The 24,835-nt window shown below is 68.2% G+C and carries 20 protein-coding genes; 10 read left to right on the top strand and 10 right to left on the bottom strand.

The window, feature by feature from the left end; translation table 11 throughout:
• The first annotated feature begins 72 nt into the window (after positions 1-72).
• Positions 73-981, top strand: a complete 909-nt coding sequence (locus tag VIL67_RS07830) for a phytanoyl-CoA dioxygenase family protein (RefSeq protein ID WP_332048315.1) — start codon at positions 73-75, stop codon at positions 979-981.
• Between the two features lie 3 nt (positions 982-984).
• Here the strand turns inward: VIL67_RS07830 and VIL67_RS07825 are convergent, their stop codons facing one another.
• The 3 genes from VIL67_RS07825 to VIL67_RS07815 all read right to left on the bottom strand — a co-directional run bounded on the left by VIL67_RS07825 (position 985) and on the right by VIL67_RS07815 (position 6,864).
• On the bottom strand, positions 985-2,520 hold the full coding sequence (locus VIL67_RS07825; protein ID WP_332048314.1) for a methyltransferase regulatory domain-containing protein: 1,536 nt from the start codon (positions 2,518-2,520) through the stop codon (positions 985-987).
• A gap of 166 nt (positions 2,521-2,686) precedes the next feature.
• Positions 2,687-5,782 carry a beta strand repeat-containing protein gene (locus VIL67_RS07820; protein ID WP_332048313.1) on the bottom strand — a complete coding sequence of 1,032 codons (3,096 nt, stop codon included), beginning with the start codon at positions 5,780-5,782 and terminating at the stop codon, positions 2,687-2,689.
• Complete coding sequence (locus tag VIL67_RS07815) at positions 5,779-6,864, bottom strand: hypothetical protein (protein ID WP_332048312.1); 1,086 nt, start codon at positions 6,862-6,864, stop codon at positions 5,779-5,781. The genes VIL67_RS07820 and VIL67_RS07815 overlap by 4 nt, the downstream gene beginning before the upstream one ends.
• 261 nt (positions 6,865-7,125) lie before the next feature.
• On the opposite strand from VIL67_RS07815, the gene VIL67_RS07810 reads away from it, so the two are divergent.
• The 5 genes from VIL67_RS07810 to VIL67_RS07790 all read left to right on the top strand — a co-directional run bounded on the left by VIL67_RS07810 (position 7,126) and on the right by VIL67_RS07790 (position 10,926).
• Entirely contained in the window at positions 7,126-7,356 is a 231-nt protein-coding gene (locus tag VIL67_RS07810) for a hypothetical protein (RefSeq protein ID WP_332048311.1), read from the top strand.
• 79 nt (positions 7,357-7,435) lie between these two features.
• Positions 7,436-9,700, top strand: coding sequence for a Calx-beta domain-containing protein (locus tag VIL67_RS07805; protein WP_332048310.1), 2,265 nt, complete (start codon positions 7,436-7,438; stop codon positions 9,698-9,700).
• Positions 9,701-9,729: 29 nt separating this feature from the next.
• Positions 9,730-9,972, top strand: a complete 243-nt coding sequence (locus VIL67_RS07800; protein ID WP_332048309.1) for a hypothetical protein — start codon at positions 9,730-9,732, stop codon at positions 9,970-9,972.
• A gap of 161 nt (positions 9,973-10,133) precedes the next feature.
• Positions 10,134-10,565: a hypothetical protein gene (locus tag VIL67_RS07795; RefSeq protein WP_332048308.1), complete on the top strand. Its 432-nt coding sequence runs from the start codon at positions 10,134-10,136 to the stop codon at positions 10,563-10,565.
• Positions 10,566-10,617: 52 nt separating this feature from the next.
• The gene (locus VIL67_RS07790) at positions 10,618-10,926 is read left to right on the top strand and encodes a hypothetical protein (RefSeq protein WP_332048307.1); all 309 of its coding nucleotides are present in this window, start codon (positions 10,618-10,620) and stop codon (positions 10,924-10,926) included.
• 14 nt (positions 10,927-10,940) lie between these two features.
• On the opposite strand, the gene VIL67_RS07785 is transcribed toward VIL67_RS07790, so the two are convergent.
• A complete protein-coding gene (locus VIL67_RS07785) occupies positions 10,941-11,270 on the bottom strand; it encodes a hypothetical protein (RefSeq protein WP_332048306.1) in 330 nt (109 codons plus the stop codon).
• 62 nt (positions 11,271-11,332) lie between these two features.
• Here VIL67_RS07785 and VIL67_RS07780 point away from each other — a divergent pair, with 62 nt between their 5' ends.
• The gene (locus tag VIL67_RS07780; RefSeq protein WP_332048305.1) at positions 11,333-12,511 is read left to right on the top strand and encodes a hypothetical protein; all 1,179 of its coding nucleotides are present in this window, start codon (positions 11,333-11,335) and stop codon (positions 12,509-12,511) included.
• Between the two features lie 10 nt (positions 12,512-12,521).
• Here the strand turns inward: VIL67_RS07780 and VIL67_RS07775 are convergent, their stop codons facing one another.
• A complete protein-coding gene (locus tag VIL67_RS07775) occupies positions 12,522-13,940 on the bottom strand; it encodes a mannose-1-phosphate guanylyltransferase/mannose-6-phosphate isomerase (protein WP_332048304.1) in 1,419 nt (472 codons plus the stop codon).
• Between the two features lie 77 nt (positions 13,941-14,017).
• Positions 14,018-16,189 (bottom strand): hypothetical protein, encoded by a 2,172-nt coding sequence (locus VIL67_RS07770; protein ID WP_332048303.1) that lies wholly within the window; start codon positions 16,187-16,189, stop codon positions 14,018-14,020.
• Between the two features lie 166 nt (positions 16,190-16,355).
• On the opposite strand from VIL67_RS07770, the gene VIL67_RS07765 reads away from it, so the two are divergent.
• Both VIL67_RS07765 and VIL67_RS07760 read left to right on the top strand, forming a co-directional pair.
• Entirely contained in the window at positions 16,356-16,583 is a 228-nt protein-coding gene (locus VIL67_RS07765; RefSeq protein WP_332048302.1) for a hypothetical protein, read from the top strand.
• A gap of 63 nt (positions 16,584-16,646) precedes the next feature.
• Positions 16,647-16,844 carry a hypothetical protein gene (locus tag VIL67_RS07760; RefSeq protein ID WP_332048301.1) on the top strand — a complete coding sequence of 66 codons (198 nt, stop codon included), beginning with the start codon at positions 16,647-16,649 and terminating at the stop codon, positions 16,842-16,844.
• A 21-nt stretch (positions 16,845-16,865) separates the two neighbouring features.
• Here the strand turns inward: VIL67_RS07760 and VIL67_RS07755 are convergent, their stop codons facing one another.
• The 3 genes from VIL67_RS07755 to VIL67_RS07745 all read right to left on the bottom strand — a co-directional run bounded on the left by VIL67_RS07755 (position 16,866) and on the right by VIL67_RS07745 (position 20,445).
• On the bottom strand, positions 16,866-17,270 hold the full coding sequence (locus tag VIL67_RS07755; protein WP_332048300.1) for a helix-turn-helix domain-containing protein: 405 nt from the start codon (positions 17,268-17,270) through the stop codon (positions 16,866-16,868).
• Positions 17,271-17,344: 74 nt separating this feature from the next.
• Positions 17,345-18,721 carry an HlyD family type I secretion periplasmic adaptor subunit gene (locus VIL67_RS07750; RefSeq protein ID WP_332048299.1) on the bottom strand — a complete coding sequence of 459 codons (1,377 nt, stop codon included), beginning with the start codon at positions 18,719-18,721 and terminating at the stop codon, positions 17,345-17,347.
• Positions 18,718-20,445: a type I secretion system permease/ATPase gene (locus VIL67_RS07745; protein WP_332048298.1), complete on the bottom strand. Its 1,728-nt coding sequence runs from the start codon at positions 20,443-20,445 to the stop codon at positions 18,718-18,720. The genes VIL67_RS07750 and VIL67_RS07745 overlap by 4 nt, the downstream gene beginning before the upstream one ends.
• A 168-nt stretch (positions 20,446-20,613) precedes the next feature.
• Between VIL67_RS07745 and VIL67_RS07740 the strand changes: the two genes are divergently transcribed.
• Positions 20,614-21,927 carry a glycosyltransferase family 4 protein gene (locus VIL67_RS07740; protein ID WP_332048297.1) on the top strand — a complete coding sequence of 438 codons (1,314 nt, stop codon included), beginning with the start codon at positions 20,614-20,616 and terminating at the stop codon, positions 21,925-21,927.
• On the opposite strand, the gene VIL67_RS07735 is transcribed toward VIL67_RS07740, so the two are convergent.
• Positions 21,924-24,536 carry a glycosyltransferase gene (locus tag VIL67_RS07735; protein ID WP_332048362.1) on the bottom strand — a complete coding sequence of 871 codons (2,613 nt, stop codon included), beginning with the start codon at positions 24,534-24,536 and terminating at the stop codon, positions 21,924-21,926. The genes VIL67_RS07740 and VIL67_RS07735 overlap by 4 nt on opposite strands.
• Between the last annotated feature and the right edge of the window lie 299 nt (positions 24,537-24,835).

The raw sequence follows: 24,835 nt of genomic DNA, 5'->3' as shown, positions 1-24,835 counted from the left end.
GCGTTGCGGACGCGCTCGACTCGTGCTTGCGATCGCGCCATTAGACCGTCCACTAATCGCCGGGAAGCCGCCATGGTCGAGGAAGCCGACAGCGTATTCTTCACGCCCGCTGGGCCGAACCCGGGGGATTTCCGCCTATGGGTGACCGAAGAGCACTGGCGGGCGCTCTGCCCGGAGCTGACCCTCAGCACGACCCTGCCCCCCAACGCCCGCTCGAACGGCCTAGGGGCCGACGCCATGTCGCGGGCCCGCGCCCGGATGCGGCTGGAGGGCTACTTCGGTGAGCATGACCCCGAACTCGAAAGGCTGGCGCCCAGGCTGGCCGACGCGGTCAGCCGCCTCGTCCGCGCCGGCATCCCGGCGCCCTTCCTCTTTGTGTACGACGAGGCCTGGACCGCATTTCACCGGATGAGCGGCCTCCTGGCGGACCTGCTCGGACCCGACTATCGGGTGCTCCCTGACTTCTGGGCTTGGCACGTGGACCCGGCCGCCGAGCAGGCCGGGTGGCGGCCGCATCGGGACAAGGGCGGCAAGGCGCTTCGGGCCGACGGGACCCCCATCTCGCTGACGATCTGGATCCCCCTTTCCGACTCCAATCCGCTGAACGGCTGCATGTACATGCTGCCGGCCAACCGGGACCCGGCCTACAACACGCCCGAGGAGGACAAGTGGCAGATCGACCTCCCCAGCGTTCGCGCCCTCCCCGGCGCGCCGGGCGACTTCTTCTGCTGGAACCAGGCTGTCCTCCACTGGGGCGCCCGCTCCAGCCGCTTTGGCGAGAAGCCGCGGATCAGCATGGCCATGGAGTTCCAGCGGGCGGACGAGGCGCCGTTTAACCAGCCGCTGATCGCGCCGCTCACTGCGCTGCCCTTCGCCGCCCGCATCCGCCTGATCGCCAAGCAGATCGTGCAGTACCAGCACATGTACCCGCTGAGCCCGGAGGTGGCGGCCTTCGCGCGCGCCGTGCTCGGCGCGAGCTAGGCGCTAGATCACCTCCAGCGCCCGCAGCACGGGCAGGCGCTCCGCCGCGAAGCTCTCGGCTTGGCGGGTGAGCTCAGCCACGTTTTCCTCGGCCGTCTCCAGGGTCTTCCCGTCCTTAAGAACCCGCTGGCCGAGCGCCGCGAACTCCGACCACACGGCGGCGGCCCAATCGGCCGGCGTCTTCTTGCCGGCGCGCAGCGCCTGCAGAAACATCTGCTCGAAGCGGCCAACCATCAGACCGCCCCCGGTCACAGGGCTGGCGAGATACTGCACCTCGCTAGCGTGAGCGGCCTGTTCGGTGATGGTCCTGTTGAGCGTGCGGGCGCTTTCGCGGGCTTGCCGGCTGCGCTCCTCCGTTTCCGCCGGGTGCACAGCGCCGGTGCCCACCAGCACATTCACCGCCGACAGCACCTGGGCGATGTTCACGCCCGCCGGCGCCACCGCGGCTTCGATTTCCCCTACGGTCCTGACTTGGTGATCGGCCAGGAAGTCGAGGATCGGATTGTAGATGCCCGGCTGCATCTCGGCCTCCCCCAGGCCGCCGCGGACCTTGAGCGAAACCGAGGGGCGGTGCAGGCCCAGCACCACTCTCTGGCGACGCTGCTGACGTAGCTTCTCCCCGGCCGACAGCGAGCGTGGCCCCTTGATCCAGTAGTCGCGGCGGAACTGCTGGTTCAGGAGGAAATCGCGCAGGGACTCCCGGAATTCCGGGTCGTGCACGCTAGCCAGCAGCTCCCGCTGCTTGGGATTGAAGTTGAGGCTCTCGACTTGGTCCAGCGGTCCTGCCGACGAGGCGAAGCTCAGTTTCGCCGGCTCCAGCCACTTGGCAAGCTCCGCGAAGTACATGGTGTGCCAGTCATGCGTCAGGTATTCGTGCGCGATGTAATTCCTGTTATGTTCCCGCAGCTGCTTCAGCCGCTCCACCGCGCGAGGCGCCGCCTTCACATAGAAGGGGTCCGTCTCCACCACACGGTCCAGAAAATCGAGGCCGGCGCCGATTCGGCCAAACAGGTCGCTGCCGCGCGCGCCCATCACCTCCACGTGGCGCTTGAGCAGGTGGCGCAGCGGCGCCAGGTCCGCCCAGCCGGGATAGGTGTTATAGCTGATGTATAGGATCCCCCCCACCTTCAGCTTGCGGCGGATGAAATCCACGATGATCCCGTGGTTTTCGTGTGAAACCCAGGTCCAGATCCCGTGCAGGCCGATGAAATCGAAGTCCGGCAGGTCCGAGCGGCGGCAGAACTGCTCGAAGCTCTGGTCCGGGAGGCGAGCAGCGCGCGCTGGGTCGCCGCTCAGCTCCTGAGCGAAGGCTGCATGCGCGGGATTGAAGTCGGTGCCCCACCACTCGGTCTTCGGCTGCGCAGCGCCATGCATGACAATTGACATGCCCTGGCCGAAGCCGAGTTCACAGGCCGTGCCGAACGTCGGCACAGCGAACCCCGCCTGCAGCAGAAGGTACCGCGCGCGAACCGGATTTAGCTCGGGATAGTAACCGTGCGTGTAATTGACGTCCGTGACGTAACCTTCGTTCCAAGCCATCGACTGTCCTGATCCCGATCATCTTGTCCGGCCACGCGGGCACGGTTGCCGGTACCTAGCGCAGACGCAGAATCCGACCAACCCCCAAAGAAAAGAGCCCCGGCCCAAAGGGCCGGGGCTCCCGTCTCAGTCAGCCGCCGATAGTCTGGCGGCTGGAGCTCGTGACTTAGACGACCACCAGGTTGCCGTCGACGATGCTCAGGTTCGCCGGAGCCAGCACTTGGCCGACCACGGTCACCTGGATGTCGCCAGCGCCGAAGATGTCGTCGCCGTTCGCATCCCACAGGATGGTGGTGTTGCCACCAGCCGAGGTCACGATCGCCTGACCCGCAACGCCCGCGCCGGCGGCAGTGATGCCGACGACAGCGCCGTTGAAGTCGAAGGTGTCACCCGTCGCCAGGTCCGCCGTGGTGGCGGCGATGTTCAGCGTCGTGGTGGCGCCCGCCGAAGAGTCGATGGCGAAGGTGAACGTACCCGTGCCGCCGGCGAGGATATCGGTCACCGTGCCGTTGCCGGTGCCGAAGTCAACGGTCAGGTTGTTGTTACCCGCACCGCTGATGCCGGTCGCCAGAGTGTCCGCCTTCGAGCCGAGCAGCACCGTAGTGGCGCCGTTGGCCGTCGTCAGACCCGAGATGTCCACCGTGGTGGCGGTGTTGAGCGACGAGGCGTCGATCGACTTCAGCCCGGAAGCGTCCGAGGCGGCGAGGTTCAGCGTACCAGCACCCGTGGTGTCGAGCACCACCAGGTTCTCGATCGCCGAGAGCGTGCCCTCGCCCGCAACGGCCGTACCGTAGGTGACCGCCTGCCCCTCGAGGTCGAGGGTCACGGTGTCGGTGCCGGCGCCGCCCGCGATGGCATCGAAGGCCACCACACTGCCGCCATCCACCACCACGTTGTTGCCGCCAGCGGCGAGCGTGAGCTTGCCGATGTCGCCAGCCGCACCGACGGTCGCTTCGGTCAGATCCACCGTGCCCGCGTTGGTGAGGATCAGCTCACCGTCGCCAGCCGCGCCGACGTTGATCGTGGTCAGGGCGTTGGCGCGAGCCACCGTCACCTTCACGTCGTCGCCAGCGTCACCGAAGAGCACCGACCGGAAGCCGTCGCTGAGCGTGACCACTTGGGCCGCCGCACCGGCGTCGTTCAGGTTCAGGCTCTCCAGGTTCGTGAAGCTGCCCTTCGTCAGGTCGACCGTGATCGCACCCGTCACCGCGAGGGTGTCGGTGCCGGTGCCGCCGTTAACCGTGGAGGTCTCGGCGATCGCCGCCGTCAGGGTGACGGTATCGTTGCCAGCCCCGGCGTTCACAGTGCTCGAGGCACCGCCCACGCCGATCGCGTCGGCCGCGGCGCCCGTCGTGATCGACACCTTGGCCAGGCCAACATCCCCGATGGTCGAGGTGTTGGCGCCCGAGGTGTTGTTCACCACGAACGTCTGACCCGCCGCCGTGGCGTTCGCCGTCAGAGCCGCATTGGCGCCGTTCAGGGTGACGTTCTTCACGTCCGTCCCGATGTTGCCGCCGAGGTTCATGACGCCGTTCACTTCGGAGAAGGTCACGGTTTCCACGCTGGTCAGCGCCACGCCGCTCGCACCCGCCGCAGTCAGGCTCGTGAGAGCTGCCGCGTCGCCGGTGACGGTCAGGGTGTCCTTGCCCAGGCCGCCGTTGATGACGTCGCCGACCACATTGGCGTAGGTGCCAGTGATCACGTCGTCAGCCGCGGTGGTGTTGCCGCTCGCCGCAACCGGCGTACCGGTGGGGCCAACGTTGGAGGCGCCCGCCGCCAGGGTCACAGTCGCACCCGCGATTTGGACGTTCAGGTCCGCCGCAGTGAGCTTCGTGACGCCCGAGAGCTTCACCCGGAAGTCGGCGTTGTCGAGCTGCCCATTGTCATCCGAGTCGACCCAGAGGATCTGGGCGTCGGTGTCGTAGACCGCCTCGATCGCGCCGTCGCCGGCCGTCAGCGCGCCCTGGGCGAGGCCGAAGCCTTCCCGGTTGCCGACGAACTGGGTGGCCGAAACGATGCCGTTCAGGGTGGTGCCGGTGCCGGCGCCGTTCAGGTTCGACAGGTCAAGGGCGTCCGTCCCGGACACAAAGTCCGTCACGGTGTCCATGTCGTCGTCCGACTGAGCAACGCTGGTGTAGGCCAGGACGTCGTCTCCAGCGCCCAGGGTCACGGTGTCCGCGAACTTGGTGGTGCCGCTGAGGAGCTGGTCATCGCCTGCGCCGAGCACGATGGTCGCCGCCGAGGTGGTGGACAGGCCCGCCGTGATGGTCAGGTCGCCGGTGGAGCCAGAGGCGTTCAGCGAGGTCAGCGCAGCCGAGGTCGTGGCCGAAACCACCAGGTCGGCGTTGCTGTTGATCACCATCGCCTTGGCGTCGCCCGCCACAATCTGGTCGATCGTCAAGACGCCCGTGCCAAGCACGGCCGCATCGTCCGACACGTTGATCGTGATGGTTTCCGCGTCGTTCGCGGAGACCACGCCCAGCTTGTCGTTGGCGCCCACGCCGGTCAGGTTCAGCGTCACGGAGTCCGCCGCGCTGTCCGTCTTGGCCGCGATCGTCAGGTTCTGAGCGGTCGCACCGACGGCCGTGTCGACCGTAACGGCAGCGCCGGTCTTCGACAGCGTGGTGGCGCCGCCGAGGCCGCCCGCGTAGGTCACGCGGTTCACACCCGTGAAGGCGTCAAGAGCGACGGTGCCCGAAGCGGCGTCGGAGATCTCGAGAACCTCGACTTCGCTCAGGGTTCCGGTCACCCCGGCCACCGCGGTGGCGTTCTGCAGGACGATGGTGTCCGTGCCCGCGCCGCCGACGTAGCTGTCCTTCGCGCCGAAGCCGGCGGAGAAGTCAGCGCGGTCAGCGCCCGCACCGCCGGTCACCGACACGTCAACGCCAGCACCCGAGTTGGTCAGGGTGACGTCCACGCCGGCGGTGTTCGCCTTCGCATCAACGACGCCGGTGGCGCCCGCGAAGGTGATCGCACCGATGGTGACAGCCTGACCGCCCGAGATGTTCACGGTCTTCAGGGTGTTGGAGACCAAGGCGTTCAGGTTGGAGGCCGCCGTGCCGGCGCCCACCACGTTGAAGGTCTCGACGCCGTTCACGGTGACGGTCGAGGACGACACCGCGCCAGCCGGGAAGGCCGGATTGAAGACGTTCTCGAGGGTGACCTGCTGGACGGTCGTGGCGCCCTGCACCGCGGCGGCGTTGTAGTTGACCGTGGTGTTCACGGTCGCGCCGGAGGGCTGGCTGGTGTTCTTCACCGTCACGTTGGGACGCTGTTCAGGCCGGTGACCACCAGGTCCGACGAGCTGTTGTCGTTGACAATGCTGGTCAGGCCGTTGGCGTTCGAGGCGTCGAAGGTCGTGCCGCCCACAGCGTCGCTGGTGATGGCATAGGTTTCGATGCTCGAGGACTGGAAGCCAGCCTGGTTCACCGCGGCGTTGCCCGTCGAGGCGTACAGCAGGGTGTCATTGCCAGCGCCGCCGTTCAGCACGTCAGCTGCGCTGAGGGTCGTGTTGGTGGCGACGTAGACGTCATCACCGGTGGAGCCGGCGACAGCGGCGGTGTCCGGGGCGGTCGTCAGGGTGAAGGTCTTCCCGCCCGTCGGCGCGTTCGGATAGGCCGTCAGCAGGTTCACGCCCGCGTCGTTGGTGATGCCGCCGGCGAAGGCGCCATCCATCATGTCGGTGAGGAGACGCTCGGTTGCGGCGTTGTAATTGCCAACGTCCGCAGTGGCGCCGGCCGACATGATTTGGCCGACGACGGCGGCGCGGATGCCCAGCTCCACGTCCACGCCCGGAGCCTTCTCACGCACGAAGGCGCGCAGGTAGGCTTCGTTCTCAGGACGCGACAGGTAGTTGATGGCCGCTTGCATATCGATGCCGGCGGCCGCAGCGGCCGACGAACCGATGATCGTCTCGTAGGCGACCGCGACGACGTCACGGAAGCTCAGGGTGCCGTAGGTGGCGGCGAACTGGGCCCGCCCCGCGCCTTCGGCGGTGGCGCCGAGATTGATCGCGAAGTTGATGTAGCGGTTCTCAGTGTTGAGGACCGCGTACTGACCCGTCGCGTCGTTCAGGTCGTTCGGGTTCAGCGGGCTGTCGACCAGATAGTCGATGCCGGCCGCGCTCGGGGTCGAACCAGTGAAGAACTGGTAGGACTGCACAGCCACGGCGGTCGTGCTGTCGAGCAGGTCGATGATGCGATCGAGCGCCGCCGTGTCAGACAGGGCGCCGGTCTGGGTCTGGGTCGCGTACGACTGCAGCAGCAGTTGCTGGGCAGCCGTCGGAGCCTTACCCGCATTCGCGTTCGTGAAGAACGTGATGAGTTCGGCTGACGTGTAAGCCATTAGTGGGATCTCTCCAAGAGCGTCTCCCCCCGCGCTCTATCGCACGGTGGGTCGAGTGTCTGGCTACAGTAAACTCCATAGTCCCGCAACCCCCGATATGTGGGGCGGCGCCGAAATGCCACACGTCGGCGGATTGTGGCCAGGCAGCGTCGGATTCGCGGCCCCGCCAACCGCCCGTTAACCCAGCTCGGCCGTAGCGCGAAGGCCGTCGTACGGGGGTTCGGGGACGACGCCCCTTATGCTTTATAATATAGGGGCGGCATGCAGCGGCCGGCCCCGGAGGATACCGGCGACTCGCGCGAGTCGCCTGAGCGCCTGCCGCAGCGCGTGGTGGTGCGTCCCGAGGACGTCGTTCTCGGCGCGGAGCGGTCACGGCTCAGGCCAAGTCGGCTGGAGGAGACGCTGGCCCGCTTCGTCGCCGCCTCGTCCATCGCCGTGGCCACGCTCCTGCTCATCTGGCTCACGATCGCTCTGGCCGCAAGGATGGGCTGAGGCGTTTGGCCGCCGTCCCGCAGGGCGCCCGGCGGGTTAGAGACAGGCCCTCTTTCCCACGCCAATCAAGAGCTTAGCCATGCCGGCCTATATGGGCGCCAAGTGGGGTTCGCCGACGAACGGCGCGCCCGCCTCGGTCACCTGGAGCTTCGGGACCGGCGCCTACGCCGCCCTCACCTCGCAGTTCGGCGGCTACGCCGCCTTCGATTCGCCGATCGCCGCCGCCTATCGCGCTTCTGTGCAGGCGGCCTTCGACGCCTGGGAGGCGATCGCCGGTATAGATTTCGTGCTGGTTGACGACTCCGCTGAGGTCGGCATCCGGGTGGGCAATCGGTACATTGACGGGTCGGGCGCCCCCGGTCAGTCTTCCACCCTCGCTCAGGCGCAGTACTGGTCGAGCGGCGGGTCCATCGCCCGGGCGCAGCTCTACTTTGACGTGGACGCCTATACCGTCTCTTCCTTTTACCACATCGCCCTGCATGAGGTGGGGCATACCATCGGCATCGGCCACGCCTCCGATCCCAACAGCCTCATGTATTACGCCATGACGGCCCAGAACACCGACGGAGGACTGACCAGCGACGACGTCCTGGCGGCGCGCACGCTTTACGGTGGGGCAGGCGCCTCCCCATCGCTGCCCCCGCCGCCCCCCGCACCGCCTCCCCCTGCCGCGACCATCAGCCTCGCGCCTCTGGAGCTGAGCGCGAGCGAGGGCGGAGCGGGCGTGGTGCCTCTCAGCTTCGAGATCCGAAGGAGCGGCGACGCCTCAGCGGGCGCGAGCGTGCAATGGCGGGTGGAGGGCCATGGCTTCGCACCCACGTCCGCCAGCGACTTCGAGGGCGGAGCCTTGCCAGCCGGCGCCGTGACCTTCGCGCCCGGGGAGACGGTGCGCCAGGTGAGCTTTGGGGTCCGCGGCGACAATCTATATGAAAACGACGAGACCTTTGTCGTCCGCCTCACGGGCGCGGTGGGGGGGCAGATCACGGGCGATGTCGCGAGTGGGCTGATTCGCAATGATGATCCCAAGCCGACCGTCGCCTTGCAGACCACCCGGATCGAAGTGGAGGAAGGAGCCACGGGGGCCACGCTTGTGCGAATTCAGGTCACCCGCAGCCAGCCGGCCGAGGCGACGAGCAGCGTGAACTACGCCATCACGGGCGACACCGACGCGCCCGTGAATGGGGCGGATTTTCTGGGTGGCGCGCTGCCCGCTGGTCAGGTGGTGTTTGCGCCGGGGGAGACCGTTCAGTTCGTCGAGTTCAGCCTCCAGGGCGATGTCGCCGCGGAAGCGGACGAGGGTTTCCGGTTCGCCCTGTCCAGCTTTGACGGAACGCCGCTCGGCATGCGCGAACTGCGCGGCGTCGTCCTGAATGACGACGTGCACGGCCCCGTCTTCGGCACGGTGGCGGCCGACAGGCTGCGCGGTGGCGCAGCGGATGACCGCCTGCAAGGGTTCGCCGGGGACGATCGACTGGATGGGGGAGCGGGCGTTGACACCGCTGATTACGACGGCATGGCCGGGTCTTATTCCTGGTGGTCGACCGGATCGGGTGAGTGGATCGTGCAGGATCTGCGGACCTACACGCCCGAGGGCCGGGACACCCTAGTGAACATCGAGCAGCTCGCCTTTGCGGATCGCGTCGTCAAGCTCGTCGGCCTCAGCGCGGCCGAACAGGTCGCTCGGGCGGAGGAGAACATCCTGCGCAATTCGCCCGCGCCTGGGCAGACGCTGGGGTCAGGCGCGGAACCCTATGGCAGCGCGCTGAGCGCGTTGTTGAGGGCCGCCGACGCGACCACCTCCGTCGCCACCCTGAGCTACCAGTTCTTCACCGGCCACACGCCGACCAAGGGGGGGCTGGACTACCTGGTGTCGCCGTCGGGCCCCAACCCGAACAATATCAATTCGGCCTATTACCAAAGCTTCAGCCTGGAGAACCGGTACATCAACTTCGCCGTTAATCTTGGCAAGCTTGGCGAAGGCCGGGCTGCGTTCGAAGCGAAGTATGCGGCCCTCAGTCTCGCCGATGCCACGCGCACGGCCTACACGACGATCTTTGGGTCGGCTCCCGGTGAGGCCAAGCTTGAGGCCATCCTCACGCCCAGCTTCGACCTGGCCGGCCAGCACATGACGCGGGCGGAGTACTTCGCCTATTACGGCCAGGACGGCGCCGCCGGCCTGGGGACCAAGGCGGCCATGGTCGGCTGGTTGCTGGCTGAGGCCGCGAAGGCGGATGTCGGCGTCTATGCCCGCGCCAACGAGGCGTTCCTGCTCGATCTTGCCGACGGCGCGCCCCTCGGCGTTGACCTCATCGCGGCCTATGGATCGCCCGACTACATTCTGTGACTGATCGAGGTTGGGCGAGGGGCGAGCGCATGAGCAGAACGCGACAGCTGCTTGACCAGCTGATCCGCCAAACGTGCAGCACCGGCGGGCGCAAGCACCCGCCGCTGCGCCTCGTCACCGCCGCGATCAATGCGGAGCTGGAGGCCGCCGGCCTGGCCCCAGTCGGGCCGCGCACGGTCGATCGTCGGATGAAGGCGATCTACGGCCGGCGCTGGGCGCGCCGTCCGGAACCGTCGTCGCAGGCTGCGGAGCCGAGAGCCGCCGACACCTGAGCTTGCAAAAAGCCCCCGGTCTAAGACCGGGGGCTAAGCTCTTGGAGTGATCAGATCCGGCGCGCCGGTCCCATCAGCTTGACAATGCGGCTGCCGGGCCAAGGTTCCCTCCCGACGTGAGGAGGGTTGCTCTGCCGCCGCGTGACCCGTAGGACCCCCGCATGAGCAAGGGCGTGATCTTGGAGCAGATCAGCTCCGCCGGTGCGACAGACGACGGGGAGATGGCGGCGGTGGCAGTTGTCGCAGAGGGTCAGCCGGTGACGATCCTTGTCCCACGACCGCTGCAGGCGACCTTCGAGGCTGCTGTGTCTACCGCCCTGAGGCTTGCCGACGACCGCCGGCGCGCGACCTACCAGGGTGACGCAAACGCGGCCGTCATGGCCCCACCGGAGATGTTGCCGACCCAAGCCTGGGCTGTCCTCGTGCGGCGGAGCGGTGACACCGTGGACCTTGTTCTGCGCTTGGAACTCGCCAACGGGCTGCAGTACAACTTCCCGCTTGACCCGGCGGCCGCGCGGGAGATCGCCGTCGCACTTCGCGACACTGCGAGCGCGGCGTCGTCAGGAGCGGTTGATACGCCGACGCTGCAATGACCCCCGGTTGGCGGGCCTCCGCCGTCGGGACCGTGCGAAACCAGGACAGATCATGAGTCAGAACGTCGAAACCAGCGCCGAACTGGAAGCCCTCCGGGAGCGGCTGCGCACGCCGAGCCACGCCGGACTTGCCGAGGCGGCCAGCGCCGCCTTCACGCGGATCCGCGCGGATTGGGGGGGCTCCCCCGAAATCGATCAGGCGGGCGTCGCGATGATCCGCGCCTGCCGGCGCGCCGAGGAGTTGGCCGCCGCCGACCCGGCGCTCTCAAGCGAGCAGGCGTCGGAAAACGTCAGCCGCAAGGCGCTCGAGACGATCGACGCGCTCGAGGCCGCGCTCGGACGCGGGGCTCCGCAGGCGTAGCTAAGCCTGCGCGCTCAGCCGTAGGCGTAAAGCGGGGTGATCGCGCCGTCCTCGTGCACCCTTCGCACCGAGGCGCGAAGCCCAGCCATCCAGGCGGCGGCGGCCAGCTCGCGCGCCGCCTGCACGGCCGCATCAACACGGGCGTGGCGCTGATGCGGCCGGCCATCCTCCAGGAGGATCACAGCGCCTTCCGCCCCGGCGACGTCGAACACGAGCCGCTGGCTGTGCGGCAGCGAGACGCGGGCGGGGTGTACGGCTCGGTCATTGGTGTTCAGGCGGTGGGTCAGGGTCGGCTCCGGATCTGCGGGGCTCGCGGCGGCGCAGCCGCCACGATGTGGCCACATTCGACTTGCGGGTATGCTGAACATCCTCTTAGCTGGGCCGCACATCAAGGCCAGGCGAGACCATGCCCCGAGATCCCAGCTGGACACCCGCGGACGCGGAACTTCTCACAGGCAGTCTCGCGTGGGGCTCGCCGGCGGCGCAACTGGCGCCGACGCCGAGCTCCTCTTTCTACTACGAGAATATCGCGGTCTTCGACGGGACCCTGACCCCAGGCGAAACCGTCGACTACGTGAAGGTGTTCCTGCGTGCTGACGCCACCTACAACATCCTGTCAACCGGAAGCTACCAGACGCGGCTTACGATCTTCGATGCATCAGGATACCGGCTCCTGTTCGTCGATGGGGACCAGGCAGGGCAGCCCGACCCCCAGCCTTGGGACTCGATTGTCGCCTTCCGACCGGAAGCCACCGGCTATTACTACCTGGCGGTCAGCTACGAACTGGTCTCTAGCCCGAGCGGCTCCTACTCCCTGGGCGTCGGTGAGGACATCGGCGGCGACGGACGCAACACCGCCGTCTCCTCGACCGGCACCTTGCTTACGGCGTACCGCAACGTGCTGCGAGTGAGCGCCCCCAGTCCCTCGGAGAACGTCTTCATCAATGGGCTCGCCGCTCAGGTCGACGCAGGAAGCCTTCCCCTCCGCTCGGCCATCGACCAGATCATCCAGCGTGCGGACGCGACCACCACCGTCGCGACCCTCAGCTACGAATTCTTCACGGGCAAGGTTCCGAGCCAACTGGGCTACGACTATCTCGTTTCGCCGACTGGCCCGAACCCCAACAACCTGAACAGCGCATATTACCAGAACTTCAGTCTTGAGAACCGCTACATCAACTTCGCGGTGAACCTGGGCAAGCTTGGTGAAGGCAACTTCCAGTTCAACTCGGAGTACGGCAACCTCACGCTGTTCGAAGCCACGCGGAAGGCCTATGCCGAGATCTTCGGGGGGACGCCGAGCGACGGCAAGGTGACAAGCCTCCTCAGCGCGACCTTCTTCCTCAACGGTCTGCAGATGACCCGGGCGGAATACTTCGCGTACTACGGCCAGGACGGACTCAGCGGGCTTGGCACCAAGGCCGCCATGGTCGGCTGGCTTCTTGGCGAGGCGGCAAAGGCCGACATCGGCATCTACGCCAAGTCAAGCAACGCCTTCCTGTTCGACGTCGCCGACGGCGCTAGCTTCGCGGTCGACCTGGTGGGCGTGTACGGGACACAGGCCTGGGCGTACAACGGCGCCTGAGCCGTGGGCCTCAGGTCCGTGCGTAGACGTCCTCAAACCGCACGATATCGTCCTCTCCCAGGTAAGGGCCCGACTGCACCTCGATCAGGTTGAGCGGCACCTTCCCGGGGTTCGAGAGGCGATGGGTGGCCCCGAGAGGGATATACACGGACTCGTTCTCCGACAGCAGCCTCTGCTCCCCGTTCACGTGCACCTCGGCCGTGCCGTTCACTACCACCCAGTGTTCCGCGCGATGGAAGTGCTTCTGGAGGCTAAGCTTTTCGCCGGGCTTGACGGTGATCCGCTTCACCTGGAAGCGCTCGCCGGTGTGGATTCCCTCGTACCAGCCCCACGGGCGGTACACCCGGCGGGTCTGGGCCGCGGCGACATGATTGGAGGCTTTCAGCCGCTCCACCACGCGCTTGACGTCCTGGTCGGCGTGGCGATCGGCGACGAGCACGGCATCCTGGGTGGCGATCACGATCAGGTCCCGGACGCCGACGGTCGCGATCAGCGGCCCCTCGCTACGTAGGTACGACCCTGTCGTATTCTCGGCCAGCGTGTCGCCGATCTGGACATTCTCGTTCCCGTCGCGGGGGCCTAGCGCCCAGAGCGCGGACCACGCGCCCACATCGCTCCAGACGAACTCCGTCGGCACCACGGCGGCGCGGGTCGTCCGCTCCATCACAGCGTAGTCGATGGAGATGGAAGGACTGGCGGCGAAGGCGTCCGGGTCCAGGCGGAGAAAGTCCATGTCCCGGGTGGCGCGCCCGACCGCCGCTCGCGCGGCGGCCAGCACCGCGGGGGCGTGCGCTTCTAGCTCGGCGAGGAAGGCGCGGGCCGGGAGCAGGAAGATGCCGCTGTTCCAGAAGTAGTCGCCGCTCGCCAGGTACGCCTCGGCCGTGGCTTGATCGGGTTTCTCCACGAAGGCGTCCACTTTCCGGGCCATCCCACCCAGCGGCGCGCCCGCCCGGATGTAGCCAAAGCCGGTGGCGGGACTGTCCGGGATGATACCAAACAGCACCAGAGCGCCCGCCGCGGCCGCGCCCAGGCCAGTGTCGACAGCCGCCAGGAACGGTTCGGCCTCGGGAATGGTGTGGTCGGCAGGCATCACGAGGATCATCGCCTCGTCGTCCTGCTCTGCAGCCAGCAGGGCCGCAGCGCCCACCGCGGCCGCCGTGTTGCGGGCGCAGGGCTCCAGCACGATGGTGGGACGCCGGGCGCCAGCCTCGCGCAGCTGCTCGGCGATCACGAATCGATGCTCGGCGTTCGCGACCACCGTCACCGGCTCGAACCGCCGCGGGTCGGCGACGCGCAGCGCCGTTTCCTGGAGCATGGTTCGCTCACCGGCCAGCGGCAGGAACTGTTTGGGGAAGCTCTCCCTCGACAACGGCCAGAGCCGAGAGCCGGCGCCGCCGGAGAGGATCACCGGAAAGATCTTTGGAGACATGTCACCCAACTCGAAGGAGCGTCGCTTATGCCGCAGGCGCGCCGCCGGCCGCAAGCCGAGCAGGAGCAGGCGAGGGCTCAGCCTCCGTAGGTAATGTCGAAGTCCCCGCCAGCCAGGCCGACGCTCAGGCCCGTGACGCCGACGAGGCGAATCAGACCGTCGCCGGTGTTTACCCCGACGGTGGCGTCCTGACGATAGATCCACGTGTCGCCGGCCCACGCGAATACCGCCACCGTCCCAGCGGCGAGACCGCCCGACAGCGTGACAAGGACCGCTTCGAGATTGTCACCGGCCCCGGCTCCGCGCGGCGACGCCTGATTGACCAGCGCTCCAAGCTCGAGGCGATCGTCGCCGGGCGAGAAATCGAGCACCGTCGCGAAGGTCCGCACCTGTCCGTCCGAGATGCTAAGGTTCGCCAAGGCCGGCGCGGTTCCGTTCTGCGACGGCGGCGCGGCGACCGCGATCCGCAGGGTGTCCTCCCCCGCCCCGAGGGTGAAGCTCGTCCGCACCTTGGCGTAGAGATAGACGCCGAGCCGGTCGGCGCCGTCCGAGAGAAGCACCTCGTTGTCTGCGGCTCCCGGCGCGTAGTGGCCGATATCGACCGACAGGGCGCGGGAGGCGTCCAGCCGATGGGTGACGGGGGGAGCCACATCCAGGGGCGGGAAGCCGGCCAGGCCGGGGCCGATCTGGACCGAGCCCGCCCGCAGGGCGCCCAGCCCGTCGATCGACAGGGCCGAGCCGTCTCGGTGGAAGATCTCTCCGATGGAACTGGAGCTTGTCACATGGACCCTCAGCTCGCCCGTGACGCCGTAGAACAGCGCTCCATTCGAGAGCGCGCCCCCCGCAAGCCTCGGATCGAGGACGTTGTCCAGGAACAGATGCGCCTCGCGCGTCCCGCCGGCGAACTCGCCCCGCAGCGAGCCGGCGGTGTCCTTCAGGCCGAGCAACACGCGCGAGGAGGCGCCCGTCACCTGCAGGGTGGAATAGCCTTGGGTGATGTTCCAGACGTCCTGCACCCCGCTGACGTGCGCAAGGTCGACGGTGAAGACCGCCTTGATGAACCTCGGGTCGCTGGGCGGCGGACCGAAGGCGGGCGTCCCTGTGATCCACAGGTGCTCCACCGCCGCCAGCTCGGCGCCCTGCGCCAGCCCCTGGGTCGTCAGCGTGTCGTCGCCGGCGCCCCCGTCGACCCTTGCGCCCGCGCCCACCCCGGTTGAGATCCGCAGGGTGTCGTTGCCGGCTCCGGCGAGCAGACGGCCGCTGTTCGGCGCCCCGAGCACCTCCACCCGAACGAGGCTGCCAGCGATCAACGTGTCGTCTCCGCCGCCCCCTTCGACGTACCCTGCCCCCACGCCGCTGACGTCGACGAGGTCATGCCCATCACCGGTAATGATGGACTGGGTCGGTCCAAGGCCCAGGGTCGCGAGCACCGTGTCACTGTCGCCGGTGGTGCGCAGGGCAGGATCGCCATGATCCGGCCTTGCGGAGACGTCGTCGTCGAGGCCGATCACGGGCCCGACCGCGTGCTGCGGGCGCGGTCCGTAAGCCGCCAGGAGGTCGACGTTGAAGCTCGCGTGGCCATCCAACGCCAGATCCTGGAGGAAGGCCGCATTGGCGGAGACGTAGGGGCCGAGCGTCTCCTTCGCCGCTTGAGCCAGCAGCCAGCCCACCAGGGCGGCCTTGGTTCCGAGGCCCTCCGGCGTATCCTGCGCCAACTCCGCGAAGTACGCCGCCCGGCTGTAGGTCCCGCCCCGGCCATCCGGCACGGCGTCGGACAGCAGCAGCGAAGCCTTCTCGCCTGAGGGCGTCTGGCCGAAAATCTCCAGATAGGCCTTGCGCACGGTATCGGCGAGGCTGAGCGGACCGTACGCGGCCTCGAAACGCGCCCGACCTTCCCCGTGCTTGCCGAGATTCACGGCGAAGTTGATGTAGCGGTTTTCGAGGTTGAAGCTCTGGTAGTACGCCGAGTCCAGGTTGTTCGGGTTCTCGCCGAGCGGCGAGACGAGATAGTCGAGCCCCTCCAGCCGCGGGGTCAGCCCGGTGAAGAACTGGTAGCTCAGGTTCGCGACGCTGGTCGTCCGCAGGGCGAGTTCGATGACGCGGGCGACCGCGCCCGACAGCGATAGCCCGCCGGCGTCCACCTGCGCAACGAGGCTGGACAGCAGAGTCCGGTCCCCGGCCGAAGCGAGCGCGGGATCGACGCGCAACACGTGCGCATAGACGGTGCGGAGCGTGTGGGCGGCGGGCATCGTGGTCCTTTCGCCCGAATGTCGGCCATCAAGGAGCGGGGAACAAGCGGAGCCGGAGCCGCCCTGACGCGGGAGGGGGCGAGCGCGGCATCCTGCCGCGCTCGAGACGTGCTATGATGGCGATAGGTCGAATCGGAGCGGCCGCACGCCCAGCGCGGTTGGTTGGATGACTCAGACGGTTTCAGAATCCTACTTCGTGCTCGGCGGCTCCAAGGCCGGAGACCTGCGGTTCTACGCCAGCGCCGTGGCGGTCATCCCCAACCTCGGCGCCGCCATGCGATTCATCACCCGCGAGCAGGCGGAATCGAAGCTGCCCGAAGCCGCGTCGCAAGCGCGGGACCTGCGGTGGCGGGTGCTGCACGTGGAGCAGACCGCCACCCTCGCGCCGGTCTGACGCGCGGCATTCGGTCCCCTTCGCAAAGTCCAGAAAGGGCATCACACCAGCTTGGGAGGTCCCATGCTGCGTTTCCGCTTCTTTGATCAACTGGGCGTCGCCGTCAGGGAAGACCTGGTCCGCGACGGAGGGCTTTGCGTCGCGCAGGACACGGCGCGCGCGCTCCTGGAGGCGCGCGGCTACACCCGCGCCGAAATCTTCCGGGAAGGACGGATGATCGCCCGCCTGAGCGACGCCTCCGGAGTTTCTGAGGCTGGTTAAGCGCGCGGTGCGTAGAGGCTCTCAAGGCTCCTCCCCCTCCGGCGGCAGGTTCCGCTCCAGGGATGCGCGCGCCTCGTTCAGGTCCGCCGCAATCCGCATGGCGTCCTCCACCCGCAGACGCAGGGCGCGCACGTCGAGCAGCGCGGTCTCGCCATCAAGTTGCAGTGAGACCTGATTGGCTTCCGGCGCGTCGTAGCGGAGCGCGAGCTCGCGCACGGGCACCTGCAGCGCTTCGGCTATGCGACGCGCGTGCTCGATACGTGGCAGCGAGATGCCGCTTAGGTATTTGGAGATGCGATCCGGGCCGACGCCGGCGGCCCGGGCCAGGTCCGACTGCGACCACCCCTTCGCGGCGAGCAGGTCGCGCACGCGCAGGATGAAGTCCTGCTTCCGCTTCTCACGCCCGGCGCGCGTCTCCTGGCGCATCTGCTCCCCCCGCCTTCGACGCCGTATAGCCGCCGATTCGCGCGAACCTGACCATGGCGCCCCGCCACGCGGGTTCACTCCTCGCGGAACGCGTCTCGCAGCGTGTCTGTGATGGGCGAGATCAGGAAGTCGAGCACCGAACGTTGGCCCTGAACGATGACCACCTGGGCCGGCATCCCGGGCGTCAGCGCCGCGCCTGCGGGCAGCTTCGAGAGTTCCTTCGGATCCATGGCCACATCGACACGGAAGAAGGACTGCCCCGTCTGCTCATTGGTGATCCGGTCCCGGGACACCAAGGTCACGCGCGCCGCCAGCTCATCCGAAAGTCGAGGATTCAGCCCGGTGAGCCGCACGCGCGCGGCCTGCCCCAGGCGGACTTGATCCACTTCCTCGGGCCGGATCATGGCCGTGACGGTGAGCGCCGAGGTCCCGGGCACGATCTCCATCAGCAGCTCCCCCGCGCCCACCACCCCGCCGGGGGTGAATTGGGCGAGGTTGAAGATGTAGCCGTTCACCGGCGCCCGCACGACCGTCTGCGCGAACGCCTGGCGGGCGGTGGCGAGCCGCGGCGCCACATCGGCCAGCCGGGCCTGGCTCTGCTCGAGCGCCTCGGCCGCCTGACTCTGGCGCTCTTCCCTCAAGGCCTCCATCTGGAGTCGGGTTTCTCCGATCTGCTGGCGGGTCCTGGCGACATCGGTCGTCAGCTGGGCCCGCCGACCGGCAAGTTCGGCGAGAGTGCGCTCGTAACGGCGGACCAGATTGGTGGGCGCGTAGCCGCGCGCGTTCAGCTCACGGTAGCCACCAAGCTCCTCCTGAGTCAGCCTCCGCTGCTCATCGACGGAGGCCACCTGCGCCTGCAGCCCGGCGACCTGCGTCTCGAGCTGCGCGATCCGCTGCCGGAGCACGGAAACTTGGCTCTCAAAAACCTGGAGGCGTTGCAGGTAGAGAAACTCCTGGTCGCGCAGGAGCCCGGCCACCCGCGCGTCCCCGGCGCGTGCCGCCAGTTCCGGCGGAGCACGGTAACGGCCGCCGACGCCGGCCTCTAGGCTTATCCGAGCCGTCTGGGCCAGCAGGGTGTCGTACTGGTTCTGATATACATCCACCGCCGCCCGAGCTTCTACGTCCGAGAAGGTGAGCAACGGCTGGCCAGCTCGCACAGGCACGCCCTCGCGCACGAGGATCTGCTTGACCTGCCCTCCCTCACGTGGCGCGCGGAGGGTCTGCCGCTGGACCTGCGAGCGCACCTCGCCGGCGCCGGTCACTCCGGTCTCGAGCCGCGTAATCCCGGCCCAGACGCCGAGCCCGAGCACCAAGGCGGCGATCACCGCGGCGCCCAGGCGCATCGGCTGGGTCAGACGCGCACGCATCCGGCTGTCGCCCGCCATCCCGTCCAAAGGGTCGTAAACCGCTTCGAGTTCGTGACGCACCTTGGCGCCCGTCCTCGGGCTCATCTTCCGGCCTCCACCGCCGGAACGGCCTGTGGCTTTGCGAGGCGCGCGAGGACCTGATCCCTCGGTCCGAAGAGCTCCAGTCGCCCGTCGCGCAACATCAGGATCTTGTCGGCTGACCGGAAGGCGCCTGCGCGATGTGAGATCACCACAATTGTGGATCCGGCGGCCTTCATGCCATCGATCCCGGCAAGCAGCGCCTCCTCTCCCTCCGCGTCCAGGCTGGCGTTCGGCTCGTCGAGCACCAAGAACGCGGGTTCGCCGAACAAGGCGCGGGCGAGGCCGACACGCTGCCGCTGGCCCGCCGAAAGCACCACCCCGCCCTCGCCGACGTCGGTGTCGTAGCCGCGCGGAAGCCGGAGGATCATCTCGTGCACGCCCGCCGCGCGCGCCGCCGCCACCACGGCGTCATCCGTGGCGTTCGGCCGAAACCGCGCGATATTGTCGCGGATGGTGCCGGCGAAGAGTTCGGTGTCCTGCGGAAGGTATCCGATGTGCCGCCCGAAGTCCGCGCGCTCCCAGCCGAACACGTCGGCCCCGTCGAGGCGCACCACCCCCTGCTGCGGGCGCCAGATGCCCACGAGCAGTCGCGCCAGCGTCGATTTGCCGGCGCCGGAAGGACCAATCACCCCGAGGAATTCGCCGGGTTCCAACGCGAAGTTCAGATTCACGAGCACCAGGCGCGACGCCGCTGGCGGTGCGAAGCTCACCCCCTCCACCGAAAGCTTCCCCAGGGGCCGTGGCAGGCTCGTGCCGAGCGCGGTCCTCTGCGTGTGCGCGAGCAGCGCCTGCACCCGATCGTGGGCCCGCACCATGTTGCCCAACGCCTCCCAGGACCCGACGATGCGCTCAATCGGCTGCAGCGCGCGACTGGCCAGGATCATGTTCGCGAATAGCATGCCCGCATGCACTCGGCCGGTGATGATGAGGTAAGCGCCGAGCGCAACGATCAGAACCTGCATGCCCATGCGCACCGCCTTGATGGTGTCGGCATAGGCGTTGGAGACCTCCGAGGCGGCGGCGCCTCGCTCCAGGCTGACGCTTCGGTGACGTGCCCACGCCGAGCCGAGGGCCGGCAGCATGCCCATGGCCCGCACCACCTCCCCGTTTCGCAGCGCAGCATCGGTGAACCCGTAGCTCCGAAGCGCCGCTTCGTTGGCGTCCTTGAGCGCGCCTTGAGTTCCGCGCATCTGGGCCACCGCGAGGGCCAGCAGGACTAAAGCGCCGGCCAGGGTGACGATACCGACCAGCGGGTCCACGACGAACAGGATCAGCAGGAAGACGGGGATCCACGGCAGGTCGAAGATGGCCGCGGCCGCCACCCCGGTGAGCGTCTGGCGGAAGGTGTCGAGGTCGCGGAGCGCCTGGGCCCGGACCCCGGCCTCGCCGCGCACCGCGGCGTCGAACAAGGCGGTGAACAGGGGCCCCGAGACGCGCTGGTCGAGCGACATACCATAGGCGATCAAGATCCTTGCTCGCATGTCGTCGATCACGCTGGAGACCGCAAACACGAACAGGGTGGCGGCGGTGAGGGCGAGCAGCGTCCCCTGGCTCTGGCTGAGGAGCACCCGCCCGTAGATCTGGTAGGTGTAGAGCGGCAGGGCGAGGTAGAGGAGGTTGGAGACCAGGCTGAAGGCGAAGGCGACCAGAGCCGGCCTCCGGCCCTCCCGCAGCGCCCGGGTAAGGGCGGTGTCGGGTTGATTCGCAAGGAAGGTCAGAAACTTCATCCCGCGACCGGCTCCTCCGGGACCGCACGCCCCGCACCGACGCGCCCCCGACTTGTCGCACGCTCCGGGCTCGGGCTAGTTGCGCGGCGCCAGCGATGTTGTCAATGCGGGGACTCCACGGCCTCGACGGCCGCAGGCTGCTGGAACGAGCATGGGTGGTGTGACGCCTTGATCCTGAAGAACAGGCCGCCGCCGAACGGGTCGACGCGGGGCGTTCGCCTGCGTTCTGCAACCGTCAGACTGCTCCGTAGACTCTGGAAGGTTGCGCCCTTGCCGACGGCGGTCCGCCGGCGCGCCCACCTGGCGCTCTACGCCGTCGCGCCGCAGACCCGCTCGGCGGTCGAGCTGACCGGCCTTTCGGCGGCGGCGGCCGACGTCTCTCCTCGTGCCCCCCGAGATATTCCGGCCGGCGACTTCATCCTCTCCGGCTTCCTGACGGATCACAGCGGGGTCGGCCGTGGCGCCCGGCTCTCCGCCGAGGCGTTCCGCCGGGCCGGGCTCGCGCCCAGGCTGCACGACCTGCGCCAGAATCCGGACGGGTGGGGCCGGAGGGAGCCCGGCGGCGTATGGTTCGCCCACTGCAACGCCCCCGAGGCCGCACACTTCCTGCTCCGGAGCGAAGACCCGCGCGGCTGCTATCGCGTCGGCTACTGGGCCTGGGAGCTGCCACGCCTACCGCAAGCATGGGCCGAGATCGCCAAGCTATTCCATGAAATCTGGACGCCAAGCGCCTTCGTGGCCGGCGCGGTGCGCAGCGCTGCGCCGGAGGTTCCCGTCCACATCGTGCCGCATCCGCTTCCCGGAGTTGACCGGGTGACGCCTGAGCGAACCGCGCTCGGTTTTCCGGACGGGACCTTCGTCTTCCTGAGCATGTTCGACGTGCGCTCATCGGCGACCCGCAAGAACCCTCGGGCGGCGATTGAGGCCTTCCAGACAGCGTTCGACCCCGATGACGGGAGCGTTCGGCTGGCGCTGAAGGTCAACGCCCAGGAAGACGGGCGAGCCCCCGTGCGTGAACTTGAAGCCGCCGCGGCGGGCTGGCGCAATATACAGCTGATCGATCGGGTTCTCTCCGACGAAGGCGCGCTCCGCCTGCTCGCCAGCGCGGACGCGTTCGTCTCGCTACACCGATCTGAAGGGTTCGGCATGGCGATCGCTGAGGCCATGGCCCTCGGACGCCCGGTCATTGCGACGGACTGGTCGGGGAACAGGGACTTCTGTCAGCAAGGTGTCATCCCGATCCCTTTTAGCTTGGTTCCGGTTGTCGACCCGACGGGTGTCTATGTGGCGCCGCAGGACCTTTGGGCCGAGCCGGACCTGACTGCTGCGGCCGACGCTATGCGGCGGCTCGCTGATGACCACGCCTGGGCGGCCTCGTTGGGGCGGACCGGTCGCGCCCACATCCGTACGATCCTCCCCCGCAGCTATCCGGTAGAGCCGTTCCGCCGCTGGCTCCGGCAGCCGCCGCAGACACCGAGCTAGTTCGGGCTCGATGCTGGCTGCACCATCAACGCGAGGCGGCGGGCGTTTTCAGCCCAATCGATATAGGGCATCGCTTCGGACCGTTGATGCTCACCGCGCTGTCGCAGCGCCAGCCAGTCCGCTAAAGCGCAGGCCAGCTCGGCCGGATCGGAGGCCGAAAAGAAGGCTGCGTGCCGCCCAGCCACTTCTCGGAACACTGGGATGTCTCGGGCGAGGATCGGCAACCGGTGCCTCGCCGCCTCGATGAGCGGGAGTCCAAAACCCTCCCCCCAGGAGGCGGCCAGCAGGCAGCTGCTGCGCTGAAGCAGCTGCTGCAGGGCCACGTCATCCGCGTCCTGGAGCCAGTGCAGCCGATGGCCGAGCTCCGGATGGCGCTGCAGGCGCTGGACGGTGTGCGGGAGTTCACGGCGCAGCCTCTCGGGCAAACCGCGCCACCCTTCTGCGCCCACAATCACCAGGCGGACTGGCAACCCCTGCGCCCAGAGGCGCTCGAAGGCGGACAGCGCCTGGTCGTAGCCCTTCCGGGGCTCCACCGTCCCCACCATCAGGAAGGTCGGCATAGCAGGTTCCAGGACGTCCACAGGCAGGGCGTCGCCCGCAACCCGGCCATGAGGCGCCTTCTCGAAGTCGGCCCCATGCGGAAGCCGGCTGATCCGCAGTCGTTGCAGTTCGCCGGGCTCATGCCGCTCCAGCCAGTCCAGCAGGTCAGAGCGGACAGCGCCGGAGATGGCGATCAGCTGATCAGCCGCGCGGGCCGCGGTCCGCAGCCACCGCTCATGAACCTCGTCAGCGCCCGGCGGAAAGTGTTGCGGGACCGTCAACGGAAGAATGTCGTGCACCAGGACGTGAATGCCCACTCCCTTGTCTCGGAGTGCCTGCAGAAGTCCCGCCGCCTCCGCCGCCGCCACAGCGGCAGGCGCGAGGTCGGGGACATAGTAGATGTCACCCTGGCGGACTTCCACCGGCTGGTCCTGGAGCCAATGCTCCGGGAGTTCGAGTAGACGCGAGGCGTAGCGGCGGGCGTAGACCAGGTGAACACCGCCGTCGGCTTGAGGGGCGAGCCGAACGGGCTCGACGCGGCAGCCCGGCGGCGGGTCATCCAACAAGGCCTGAAGTTGCGCCCGGACCACCCTCTGGATTCCGGTCTGCAGGTCGAGCTCGGCGATCGCGGTCACGTCCACGAACATCTGCCGGAGCCCGGGCCGCGGTCCGGATGCCGCCGCCAAAAGCTGCGCTTCCCGCAGCAGCGCAGGCAGCCTCGCGCGGCGCCCGCCTGCGCGGACCCGCGCTGCGGCCAGCGCCCGCGGGTCGTGCAGCGGCTCGGCTTCACGCGCGGCGCGCTCAAGCTCGGCGCGGACTCTCACCGCCACGAGCGCTGGATCATGCCCATTGGCGATCACCCGTCGGCCGGCCGCGGACATCCTCGCCCGCAGCTGGGGATTGTCAGCCAAGCGCCGCAGGGCCGACACCAACTCGGCGTCCTCGAACACCTCGGACAGCAGCAGCGCCGCGCTGGAGGGCGTCTCTGCCAGGCTGCCGTGCGCATTCACCACCACCGGGAGGCCTGCGGCCATGCAGTCGAACAGAGCTGCGGAACTCTCTCCACGGCTGTGCAGGCGCAGCTGCACAGCAAAATCCGCAGCGGCCAGATAATCGTCGTAGATCGCGTCGTCGACGTAGCCGGTGATCCGGACGGTACCGCCCGCCGCCGCATGGAGACGCGCACGGACCGCGGCTCCATACGCGTCCGCCGCTAGCTCACCTACAAAGACCAGGCGACCGCGACCCTGCAGACCCGAGCTCAGCCAAGCTTCGACGACTCGATGAGTAAGCTTGGTCTCCCCGCCAAAGCCGAAGCTGCAGACGAGGAGCTCGTCTCGACCGACGCCGAGCCGGCGGCGGGCTTCGACCCGTGAGGTCTCCCGCGCCGACTGAAGGAACGGCGTGACCGCCGTGCGCATCGCCGCGTCTGGTCCGTAATGCAGGGCGGCCAAATCACGAGCATGGGCGCTGTGGACGAGCACGCGCTGACTCTGCTCGAACACGAAGCCGGAGCTGGGGTGGCGAGCGAGCAGGCCCGACGGGGAGGTCGCATTCGCCAGCGACTTCACGGCGCTATAGCCGTGACTCTCGTAGAGGGTTCGCGCCCAGCGGCCGCTGCGCCCTTCCGCAGAGTCAAGGGCGAGGCAAAGGTCCCCGAGGCCAAAGTCGTGCAGCAAGACGACCCCCGGGTGTCGCTCGAGCAGGTCGACCATCCCCAGATGGAACGGCGCATTGCCGAACTGGTACAGGACGCGGTCGAACTCAGCCGCGCGGCGCGTGAACCAGGCCTCGCCTTCCGCGGTCCACCCCTGCGCCCGGGCGCGAGCTGGCGCGCTGGTGATCAAGGTGATTTCGTAGTGCTCCGAAAGCGCCTTAGCCAGCTCTGCGCCATATCGCGCGATGCCGGTTCGATCCGGAGGAAAGGGGGTCACGAGGGCAAGGCGCAATTTCTCCCCGGCCGCCGCGGCTGGCCTCGACGTCTCGAGGCGCTTTAGCGCGAGGAGGACGCGCTGACACTGCTGCAGCTCCGCCCCTCCCGACTGCGCGCGCAGCATGCGGCCGGCCACGAGCAAGACGCCCTCACGACGCACTCGCCGCCACAAATGGGCGGTGATGTACGGGGCCAGACGCGCATAGTGTCGGCTGAGGTTTCGGGCGGCGGCGACGAAATCCCGCCTATAGAAGGGCCGGCGCGGGCGTGGGGGGACGCAGTCGGGCAAGGGAGGTCTGGAGACGGGCTCAAGCGAAGAGGTGGAGGACGGCGCGCGGCGTGCGCAGCGGGCGCTCATTAGCACTGTGCTTCGCCAGTGGGAACGCCGCGCCTCGTGACCGTCGCCCAGAGACATGGCAGCTACTGACGAAGGAC

Origin of the sequence: Phenylobacterium sp. (assembly GCF_036563385.1) — a bacterium.
Taxonomy (GTDB): Bacteria; Pseudomonadota; Alphaproteobacteria; order Caulobacterales; family Caulobacteraceae; genus Phenylobacterium.
The sequence above is the reverse complement of the archived record's forward strand: the minus strand, read 5'-3'. Positions and strand labels throughout refer to the sequence as shown.